Source organism: Acinetobacter sp. YH12039 (genome assembly GCF_013420015.1).
GTDB classification, from domain to species: Bacteria; Pseudomonadota; Gammaproteobacteria; order Pseudomonadales; family Moraxellaceae; genus Acinetobacter; species Acinetobacter amyesii.
Genome location: NZ_VOZA01000069.1, coordinates 1 through 10,673, shown reverse-complemented (window position 1 = coordinate 10,673; position 10,673 = coordinate 1). Strand labels below are relative to the sequence as shown.

Below are 10,673 nucleotides of genomic sequence, written 5' to 3'. Positions count from 1 at the left end.
GGTATACCGATATTTACAAGTTAGTGAATAGCTTATTGGGATTAGCAACTAAATTTAGTTTAACTTATAAAAATCATGAAACACTGTTCGAATTTTAAGCGTGGAACATGAATAATCAATAAAAAGCCGCTCTGCTGGTGCCCTATATTTCAGAACGGCTTGCTTTAATATAATGATATTTAAAGAGAAATATCAAGCATTACGTATAACGTGTATTATGTTAATTTTAGGAAAAGTGAAAAATAATCTACAATAGAATCTACGAAAAATTGGCCATCAATTATGCCTGATTTCTCCAGTGGAAATAATTGGATTGTGAGATCCCCCACTCAAAATCATAAATTAGAAAGAATTGAAGCATTTCTTTCCAATTATGCTTATAAACCTCACCGACATGATACTTATGCTATTGGCAGGACTCTTTCCGGAGTTCAAAACTTTCATTACAAAGGTACATTGCAACATAGCTTGCCAGGCATGACTATGGTTCTACACCCGGATGAAAAGCATGATGGTGAATCAGGAACATTAGATGGCTATCGCTATAGAATGATTTACATCGAACCAGCGATGATCCAAACCATTTTAAAGGGTAAACCTTTGCCTTTTATCAGACATGGCTTAAGTAATGATATTCGCCTGTTTAGGGCAATGGATAGCTTTCTAAATAATATAAATAATTATATGGATACCCTAGAAGAGGAAGATGCTCTATTTGATTTGGCAACTACACTGTGTGAAATTTCAGATACTTCATCTAACCAAAACAAAAAATTTGACTACAAGGCAGCAGAGAGAGCGCGTGAGTGTATTTTGGCGTATCCACATGAAAACTTAAGTTTGTCAGATTTAGAGAAACATGCTGATCGTGACCGCTGGAGCCTTTCTCGTGATTTCCGATTATTATTTGGAACTAGCCCACACCGTTATATGATCATGCGTCGCTTAGAAACAGTTAAGTTCTACCTTGCTCAAGGGGAGTCTATTGTTAATGCTGCTTTAAATGCAGGCTTTTTTGATCAGAGTCATATGACCAGACATTTTATAAAAACATTTGGTTTAACTCCCACTCAATGGAAAATGATAAATATTAAAAGATAGCCGTTCGATTTGAACGGCTAATTTGTCCTACAGCAGATTTATTCCATTAAGAAAATCTTTGAACATAAAAAGCCCTGATAAAATCAAGAGTATACCCATCAGCTTATTTAGCCGATTAAACCAGATAGGATTAGCAATTTTGTTGCCTAATACTTTTCCAACCAGAGCATAGGTGAATGGTGCGCCAACAGCACCAAGTGAAATCAGTAAAGAAACTATCAAGATCATGATTCCTGTGATTTTGGCTGCAGGGTACATAATTGTCGTAACAGGTAGAATGACGAGAATGGCTTTTGGATTTAATAACTGAATAAATAAGCCATTTAAGAATGTTAGATGGCTTTCTTGCTGTTGAGTTGTTTCTACATTCGCCCTAATCATTTTTATAGCCAAGTAGAATGTATAAATTGCACCCGCTAAAGCAATATAATGAATCAATCCATGTGGAATAACAGCTTCACCTATATAGCCAAACAATACGAATAAGATCAACATGGCGAAACCAATGCCTAGGTAAAATCCTATAGTCTTTTTTAATTGACCTGTAAGGCCAGAATTTAGCCCCATAAAATTTACAGGGCCTGGGCTATACATAACGCTTAATGTATAAAGAAATATTTCCACAGAGTTCACTCAATTAGATAGCAATAAACATCAAAGAGAGAACGGTATCGAGTTATAGGCCTTAAAGATTGTACGTTTGTGCTGAACTAATTAAAAATTTCTATTTAACTTATGTTCACCTAAAGTTCACTTCATAAGTGTATAAAGAAACTATGTATTGTATTTTCAATTGCTTATATAAATATTAGTCTTGGTTTAGAATTTTAAAGTTCATGAACTATGAGAAAAAACTAAGATACGATCAAAATTGTAGAACAACAAAATTATTTATACTAATTTACAAGCCACGCTGTTTAAGCGTGTCATTAAAAAATAAATCTTTTAATCTCTCCACACAATCTCCACACAATCTCCACACAACATCAGCAATTCATAAACACTGCTATTTCAAAATAGTAGTATCTAAAACCCCCCCTCTGAAAAAGCATGTCAACACATTATCATTTAATAGGTTCAATACTTATTACAACTGTACTTTTAATCGGCTGTACACAAGCCAAAGATGCTGAACAGTCCCCAACAGAAATGCCACCAGCGGTTGTCAGTACCATCACGGTATTACCGCATTCCATGAATTTAATTGAAAATCTTCCAGGCCGTGTTGTCGCTTACCGTATTGCTGAAATTCGCCCGCAAGTAGGTGGAATTGTTGATAAAGTACTTTTTAAGCAAGGCTCTTATGTGCAAGCAGGTCAACCGCTTTTTAAATTGAATTCTGAAATATTTCAGGCAGATGTAAAAAGCAATCAAGCCACTTTAAACCGTGCACAAGCTGAGGTGACACGTTTGCAGGTGCTGTTAAAACGCTACACTGAATTAGTAAAAGTAAATGCGGTTAGTCAGCAGGAATACAACAATACCGAAGCAGATTATCAAAAAGCAAAAGCCGATGTGGCGCAAATGCAAGCCATGTTAAGCAGACAACAACTTAATCTTAAATATGCGACTGTTACAGCCCCTATCTCGGGAACGATTGGTGAAATCTTAGTGACTGAGGGTGCATTAGTTGGTCAAGGTGATACTAATGCAATGGCCGTAATACAACAGATTAATAAAGTCTATGTTGATGTAAAGCAATCAATTAGTGATTATGAAAAACTACAGGAAGCTTTACAGCAAGGTGACGTGTCAAATACCAAACATACGGTTGAAATCCTAAATAGTCAGGGTAAACCTTATAACGTTACAGGTGAAATCCTATTTTCGGATACTAAAGTTGATCCTGATACGGGTGATGTCACAATCCGTATTTTAGCCAATAATGAAAATCAAAAACTTTTGCCAGGCATGTATGTTCGAGTCAATATGAGCCGAGCTCAAGTTGAAAATGCGCTCCTAGTTCCAGAACAAGCGATTCAACATGATATTAGTGGTAAAGCCAATGTTACGATTGTTAATCAAAAAGGTTTAGCGCAAAGCAAGCCTGTTCAGCTTGGTCAACGTTATCAAAATAACTATGTGATCAAACAAGGGTTACAAGCAGGTGAGAAAGTCATTGTTGAAGGGGCTGATCGTATACAGCCTGAGCAAAAATTAAAAATTAAGCAGTGGCAACCTACAAATATTAAGGAAAATGGAGGACAGCAATAATGTCCCAATTTTTCATTAGGCGTCCTATTTTTGCATGGGTGATTGCTTTATTTATTATTCTGTTGGGTATACTAAGCATCCCCAAGTTACCTATTGCACGATTCCCAAGTGTTGCGCCACCACAGATTAGTATTACGGCAATCTATCCAGGTGCTACGCCAAAAACATTGAATGATAGTGTTGTGACCTTGATTGAGCGGGAAATGTCAGGTGTCAAAAACTTACTTTATTACAGTTCAAGTTCAGATAGTTCTGGAACAGCAACAATCACCGCAACATTTAAACCAGGTACAGATGTAGAACTTGCACAAATTGATGTGCAAAACAAAATTAAAGCCATTGAGTCACGCTTACCTCAAACAGTGCGACAACAAGGGCTGATGGTCGATGCTGCGTCGTCTGGTTTTTTAATGATGGTGGGCTTAAGTTCACCGAATGGCAAATATAGTGAAATTGATGTCAGTGACTATATGACTCGCTATGTGATTGAAGAATTAAAGCGGGTTGACGGTGTTGGTAAAGTCCAAAATTTTGGTGCTGAAAAAGCCATGCGGATTTGGGTCGATCCAGATCGTTTGGTTTCTTATGGATTGAGTATTCAAGATGTGAATACAGCCATCCAAAACCAAAACTTGCCGATATCACCAGGTCGTATTGGTGATGTTCCTGCTTTGACGGGGCAACAAATTACTATTCCTTTAACTGCTCAAGGTCAATTAGAAACTGTAGAGCAATTCAAGAAAATTAGTTTACGTGCTCAACAAAATGGCGCCAATGTTCGACTGTCGGATGTCGCTCGTGTCGAAATCGGGGCACAGATGTATAACTTTGCGATTTTAGAAAATGGCAAAGCCTCTACAGCTGTGGCGATACAAATGAGTCCTGGTGCCAACGCTGTCAAGACTGCAGAAGGTGTTAAAGCGAAAATTGAACAGTTAGGTTCAGCACTGCCTGATGGTATGAAATTCTCTATACCTTACGACACTGCACCTTTTGTAAAAATCTCGATTGAAAAAGTAATCATGACATTGCTTGAAGCTATGGCATTAGTTTTTATTGTCATGTTTATCTTTTTACACAATGTTCGATACACCTTAATTCCGGCGATTGTTGCACCGATTGCATTGCTTGGCACATTCTCAGTCATGCTGCTTGCTGGTTTTTCGATTAATGTGCTGACCATGTTCGGTATGGTGCTTGCGATCGGGATTATTGTCGATGATGCGATTGTGGTCATTGAGAATGTTGAACGCATTATGGCGACAGAAGGCTTATCTCCAGTTGAAGCCACATCTAAAGCCATGAAGGAAATTACCAATCCGATTATTGGCATCACCTTAGTGTTAGCCGCTGTATTCTTGCCGATGGCATTGGCGTCAGGCTCAGTGGGGATTATCTATCGTCAGTTCACCATTACCATGTCGGTTTCAATTTTATTCTCAGCTTTCCTTGCACTGACATTAACCCCTGCGTTATGTGCAACGATGTTAAAACCGATTGATCAAGACCATCAGAAAAAGGGTGTTTTTGCATCGTTTGATCGCAGTTTTGAGAAGCTGAACAATCGCTATGAACGCAGTTTATTTAAAGTAATTAAACATAAAACCCTCGCAATGTTATGTTTCTTAGGCATTGTCATTGTGCTGATTTTTAGTTTTAAACACGTTCCGACTGCGTTTATGCCAGAAGAAGATCAGGGGTGGTTTATGACTTCGATTCAACTTCCTGCGGATGCAACTCAAGAACGTACCCGTAAAGTCGTTGCTGAGTTTCAAAATTATTTAGACCAAGAAACGGGGATTAAAGACAATATGGCGGTCTTAGGTTTTGGTTTTAGTGGATCTGGTCAGAATACAGCGATGTATTTTACCAATCTATTGCCATTCGAAGAGCGTACTATTACGGCACAAGAAGTCGTGAATAATGCCAATATAGCGATGGCTGAAAGTTCAGAAGGTCAAACCATGTCTGTGTTACCACCAGCAATTGATGAATTGGGTAACTCATCTGGTTTTTCACTGAGATTATTAGATCGTGGCAATATTGGCATGCCTGCTTTAAGAGAAGCACAAGATCAGCTTTTAGCATTAGCAGCACAAAGTAAAATCGTGGCGGAGGTCTATCCTGAAGGTTTGCCAGATGGCAGTTCTGTACAGCTTAAAATTGATAGAGATAAATTGCAGGCATTAGGTGTTAATTTCAGTGATGTGACCGATATTATTTCAACCTCAATGGGTTCGATGTATATCAATGATTTTCCAAATCATGACCGTATGCAGCAAGTCATTGTGCAACTTGATGCCAAATCACGCATGAGTATTGAAGATATTCTTCAGATTAAGGTGAACAGTCAAAGCGGTAAATTGGTTTCAATGTCTGAAATAATTACTCCAATTTGGCAACATTCCCCACAACAATACAATCGTTACAACGGTCGTCCATCATTGAGTATTTCTGGCAGTCCAGCAGCAGGTATATCTTCAGGACAAGCCATGACTGAGATGGAAAATTTGATTGAACAACTTCCGAAAGGTGTGGGTTATGAGTGGACTGGGATTTCTCTAGAAGAAAAACAGTCGGAATCACAAACCTTGTTTTTATTACTGTTGTCGATGTTAGTCGTTTTCCTTGTCTTGGCAGCGCTTTATGAAAGCTGGTCAATTCCATTCTCTGTGATGCTAGTTGTCCCTCTAGGGTTGATTGGCGCCTTTTTAGCAGTAATGTTACGTGGTATGCCAAATGATATTTTCTTTAAGGTCGGCATGATCACGATTATTGGTCTATCTGCAAAGAATGCTATTTTGATTGTTGAGTTTGCAAAAGCACTAAGAGAAGAAGGAATGGGTTTAGTGGAGGCAACCGTTGCAGCCGCTAAATTGCGCTTACGTCCAATCCTAATGACATCTTTGGCATTTACCTGTGGCGTTATTCCTTTAGTCATTGCCAGTGGCGCTAGTTCTGAAACTCAAAAAGCGATTGGTACAGGCGTCTTTGGCGGCATGATCAGCGCAACAATTCTAGCTGTTATTTTTGTACCGATTTTCTTTATTGTCGTCATGAGCATGGTTGAGAAATTCTCGAAACGTAAAGCGGCACATTAAGCATCAAAACTGAGAATAAAAGCTGTGGGTTAACGAGTTTAGCCCACAACAAATCTTTCATTTACATCTTTATTTCAGAATTGATTTAATAAACCATCAATATAGGTTTAATCATGAAAGCTACCAATCTTGATCCGAAACGCTGGTGGATATTGCTCGCTGTCGTGCTTGCATTTCTGCCGATTGTGATTGATATGACTGTACTGCATGTTGCGGTTCCCTCATTAACCCAATCGCTGAGTGCCACAAGTAACCAAGTCTTATGGATTATTGATATTTATCCATTACTTATGGCTGGACTTTTAGTTCCGATGGGAACTTTGGCTGATCGTGTCGGCAATCGTAAGATTCTGCTGATTGGCTTGGTTATATTTGGAATTGCCTCAGTCCTTGCGGCATTTTCCCAAACGGCTTCTATGCTGATTGCCGCACGTGCTTTATTAGCATTAGGCGGTGCCATGATTATGCCCTGTGTATTGGGTATTATTCGCAGAACCTTCGAAGACAGTCGCGAACGTGCCATTGCGCTGGGTATTTGGGGCACAATCGGATCAGCCGGTGCCGCCATTGGACCGCTCATTGGTGGGGGATTGTTAGAATATTTCTGGTGGGGTTCAGTTTTCCTGATTAACGTCCCAATCATGCTGGTTGTCGCACCAATGTGCTATTTCTTATTGTCCCGAAAAGAAGCTATAACCCCTGGACATTGGGCATTTGGTCAAGCGCTATTGCTGATTGTCGGTTTGATTTCGTTTGTATATGCACTAAAAGCAGGCTTAGGCGGTAAACAGTCGTTGTTGATTGTCTTGCCTTTGGTCGTTTTATCTATCGGCTTATTAACCATATTTGTACGCAAACAGCTGAATTCTCCTCAGCCGATGCTAGATCTTTCGCTATTTTCACGTCCTGCTATTTTAGCCGGCATTATTATGGCAATGGTTGCTGCAGGCGCTTTGGCAGGGGTTGAGTTAACTTTGGCAATGGAGCTGCAATATGTCATTCGTTTAACACCGCTGCAAGCCGGTCTTTTTATGGTTCCGATTATGGTTGCGGCCGCTATTGGCGGGCCTATTGCTGGTTTTTTATCCAATAAATTTGGACTCCGTCTGGTTGCGACCATGTCATTAATATTGGCAGCAATTGCGTTGGTCAGTTTGAGTTATTCAGATTTTCATCATCCGGGAATCATCGTTCCCTTTATTTTAGCTTCGATTGGATTAACACTGAGTATTGGTTTAACAGCTTCATCCATTGCGATCATGGGCTCAGTACCTGCAGAAAAGGGCGGTGCGGCAGGTTCACTTGAAAGTACAGGTTATGAACTGGGTACAGGACTAGGTATTACTTTATTTGGTGTTTTCATGGCCTATATATTTGGCAGTCATCTTCAAGTGCCGTCAGATTTAACTGCTGTTTTAGCAGAAAAAGCCAGACTTTCGATTGGTGATACCTATTTAGTGGCGAGCCAGTTACCCGTTGAACAAGGTACAGCATTGATTAACGCAGGTAAAATTGCCTTCAGTTCAGCTCATGTTAATTTATTATTAACAGCAGGGATTATCATCGGGATACTCTCCATTGTGGTATTTTTTATGCTAGCTAAATATCGAGATGAGAATTCATTGTGATGAAATTTATTTGAGGATCATCAAACAGAATGGTTAAGTTCAGACATCAATTTATCTTAAATTTATGGTTTAAATTAAGCCGTATTAATCTGAACTTAACACATTATAAATGAGTTGATGTCTTACGATTTAGTTGAATAGTAAAACAGCTGCCACCTAAGTTTTTGGATTTAGAATAATAAATATGACCTTGGTGTGCTTCAATAATTGCATCAATCACTGCCAAGCCTAATCCAGTACCGCCATCTAGACATGATCTAGAGTCTTCCAGTCGATAGAAGGGTTTGAACAGGTGTTTAAGATGCGATTCATCAATACCAGGACCTTCATCTTCAAACGTCAATACCCAATGTTCTGCTGTGGTTACAGATGTAATATTTATTTTTCCAGCATTCGAATATCTTAGAAAGTTAGAGAACAATGCAATAAAGACCTGTTCCATCCTTCTTATATCAACGCAAACCAATTTATCCGTCAAATTTAAAACAATAGTTAAACCTTTAACATGAAACCGTTCATTAAACATCTGCAGACATTTTTCAATACTATTTTTTAAATTGGTCTTTTCTAGTTCTAATCGTAATTGTTTATTTTCAATAAGTGTCAGTGTCCGTAAATCTTCCACAAGGTAAGATAAGCCTTCGACTTGGTTCAATAAGCTTAGGTGTAAAGCTTTATCGGCAATAAATATACCATCGACAATACCTTGCAAGCGACCTTGTAATATTGTCACAGGTGTTCGTAATTCATGTGCAATTGCAGCATTCCAAACAGTTGAATTCTTAACTGATACTTCAAGTTGGTTTGCCATTTCATTGAAGTTCTCAATAAGAGACTTGATTTCATGTGGAATATCATGATGTGGCTGTTTAATTCTGAGTGCTAAATTGCCTTGTTGAATTTGTTGAATAACATCTGCTAAATCACTAATTGGCTGTGTATAGCGTTTTCCATATTTAAAGGCGAGGATAGTAGAAAGAAAAAAGCCTGTTAATAGCACTAAAAACAGCCAGATAAAGTCAACGGAGGTAACTGAAAATTCATTTGAATTAATAACTTGTGTATTTAGAAAACCTATTTTTATCGCCCAGCTATAAACAAAATAGCCAATCATGAAAGATAACAGCGTAATGCCTAAATTGAATAGGCTCATCATGATAATAAACTGGAAGTTAATTCCAACAGAATTTTTAAAAAAGTTAAATTTCATGATTTTGATCTAAGCGATACCCCACGCCACGGACATTGATTAATAAGCCATTTACATCATTTTCTTCAAGTTTTTTGCGTAATTTGCTGATATGGCTATCTACAGTGCGATCTAAAGCATCACTTTCAGGCATACAGTTTTGGATCAATTCATTACGTGTAAAGACTTTATTCGGTGTTTTTGCCATCAAAAACAGTATCTTATACTCAGTTAACGTAAGGTTGAGCAACTGATTTCTTTGACCATTTGAAATGTAAACTTGATGATGATCTGGATTAATTTCAATATTTCTATAACGAATAATATTAGTTATTTCCATATTTTGGCTTGTACTTCGTCTAAGTACGGCTTGTATTCGTGCAATCACTTCGTTTGGGTTAAATGGCTTAATAATAAAGTCATCAGCACCCATTTTTAGCCCCATGATCTTATTCACTTGATCATCTAAGGCAGTCAGCATAATGACAGGTAAATGACTTGTTTGACGGATGATTTGTAGAATTTCCCAGCCATTTAGTTTGGGTAATTTAATATCAAGGAGAATCAGGTCGATAGAGTTGGCTTTTAGGCACTCTAAAGCTTGTTGTCCATCCAATGCACGGATGACCTGCATGTTTTCATTTTTTATGTATTTTTCAAGAATGTCACCAATATCATAATCATCTTCTACAACGAGAATGACGCTGTTTTCGAAGCTGTGCTGTAGATTTGGATACATATATTTTATCTTAGATGAAGTAGCTATGCATTTTAACATTTAATTGTGTAATGGAGATGATTAGACGAGCAGTCATTTATATTTGTAATTGAGGGGTGACATATAATAAAATTCGTTGCATATCAGTATTAATGAACAAAATGTCAATTATCATTCATTTAACATAATGGCTGTTATACGAAACGAGAGTGTTAGAACCCATTTAAAGTGTCTATATTCTCACCAATAAAAATGTCCGGTTTCTCCGAGGTAAAATATGACTTTTGAACAAAAATAAGCCATTGTTTATTCTTTTTATTTCCAACAAAATTCCAGAACTCATCTACTTCGAGAGATTCATAATGACTTTGCTGAGGCTGAATTTCATAGGTTGATTCAGTTAAAGTACGTAAAACTTTACCGATACTGATGCGCTCAACTTCAGCAATATCTCGTATACCGCTGCCTCTGACCATCAACTGTAATATTTTACGAGTAATACCTGACTTACATCCTAGATAGCTCAGTGCATGATCACCAATAAACTGACGTTTACAGTCTTTGCACTGATAGTTTTGTTTCCCATCTACTTTGATACCATTTTTCTTTATACTATCACTGAGGCAGGTTGGACATTTGATTGCTAGAGTTATTTGCATTTCTCTATTTTATCAAAATCCAATCGGCTTTTTCTTCAGCATACTTTTTGAAACACTACCAAA

The 10,673-nt window shown here is 37.9% G+C and carries 7 protein-coding genes and 1 pseudogene; 4 read left to right on the top strand and 4 right to left on the bottom strand.

The genetic code is table 11. The features are described 5' to 3' along the window. Positions 1-282: 282 nt before the first annotated feature. Positions 283-1,101, top strand: coding sequence for an AraC family transcriptional regulator (locus FTT98_RS16380; RefSeq protein ID WP_032073151.1), 819 nt, complete (start codon positions 283-285; stop codon positions 1,099-1,101). A gap of 27 nt (positions 1,102-1,128) precedes the next feature. Here FTT98_RS16380 and FTT98_RS16375 read toward each other — a convergent pair whose 3' ends face one another. Further along, a complete protein-coding gene (locus tag FTT98_RS16375; protein WP_074163998.1) occupies positions 1,129-1,725 on the bottom strand; it encodes a LysE family translocator in 597 nt (198 codons plus the stop codon). A gap of 426 nt (positions 1,726-2,151) precedes the next feature. Between FTT98_RS16375 and FTT98_RS16370 the strand changes: the two genes are divergently transcribed. From FTT98_RS16370 to FTT98_RS16360, 3 genes are all read left to right on the top strand, one after another. Further along, the gene (locus FTT98_RS16370; RefSeq protein ID WP_032073150.1) at positions 2,152-3,315 is read left to right on the top strand and encodes an efflux RND transporter periplasmic adaptor subunit; all 1,164 of its coding nucleotides are present in this window, start codon (positions 2,152-2,154) and stop codon (positions 3,313-3,315) included. After that, positions 3,315-6,416: a multidrug efflux RND transporter permease subunit gene (locus tag FTT98_RS16365; RefSeq protein ID WP_180177579.1), complete on the top strand. Its 3,102-nt coding sequence runs from the start codon at positions 3,315-3,317 to the stop codon at positions 6,414-6,416. The genes FTT98_RS16370 and FTT98_RS16365 overlap by 1 nt, the downstream gene beginning before the upstream one ends. Before the next feature lie 113 nt (positions 6,417-6,529). Further along, a complete protein-coding gene (locus FTT98_RS16360; RefSeq protein WP_032073148.1) occupies positions 6,530-8,044 on the top strand; it encodes an MFS transporter in 1,515 nt (504 codons plus the stop codon). A 103-nt stretch (positions 8,045-8,147) separates the two neighbouring features. On the opposite strand, the gene adeS is transcribed toward FTT98_RS16360, so the two are convergent. The 3 genes and pseudogenes from adeS to FTT98_RS16345 all read right to left on the bottom strand — a co-directional run. Beyond that, on the bottom strand, positions 8,148-9,254 hold the full coding sequence (gene adeS / locus FTT98_RS16355) for a two-component sensor histidine kinase AdeS (protein ID WP_032073131.1): 1,107 nt from the start codon (positions 9,252-9,254) through the stop codon (positions 8,148-8,150). Then, the gene (gene adeR, locus FTT98_RS16350; protein ID WP_032073130.1) at positions 9,244-9,972 is read right to left on the bottom strand and encodes an efflux system response regulator transcription factor AdeR; all 729 of its coding nucleotides are present in this window, start codon (positions 9,970-9,972) and stop codon (positions 9,244-9,246) included. The genes adeS and adeR overlap by 11 nt, the downstream gene beginning before the upstream one ends. A 269-nt stretch (positions 9,973-10,241) precedes the next feature. Next, positions 10,242-10,610, bottom strand: a pseudogene (locus tag FTT98_RS16345) (IS1-like element ISAba3 family transposase); the annotation flags it as partial. Between the last annotated feature and the right edge of the window lie 63 nt (positions 10,611-10,673).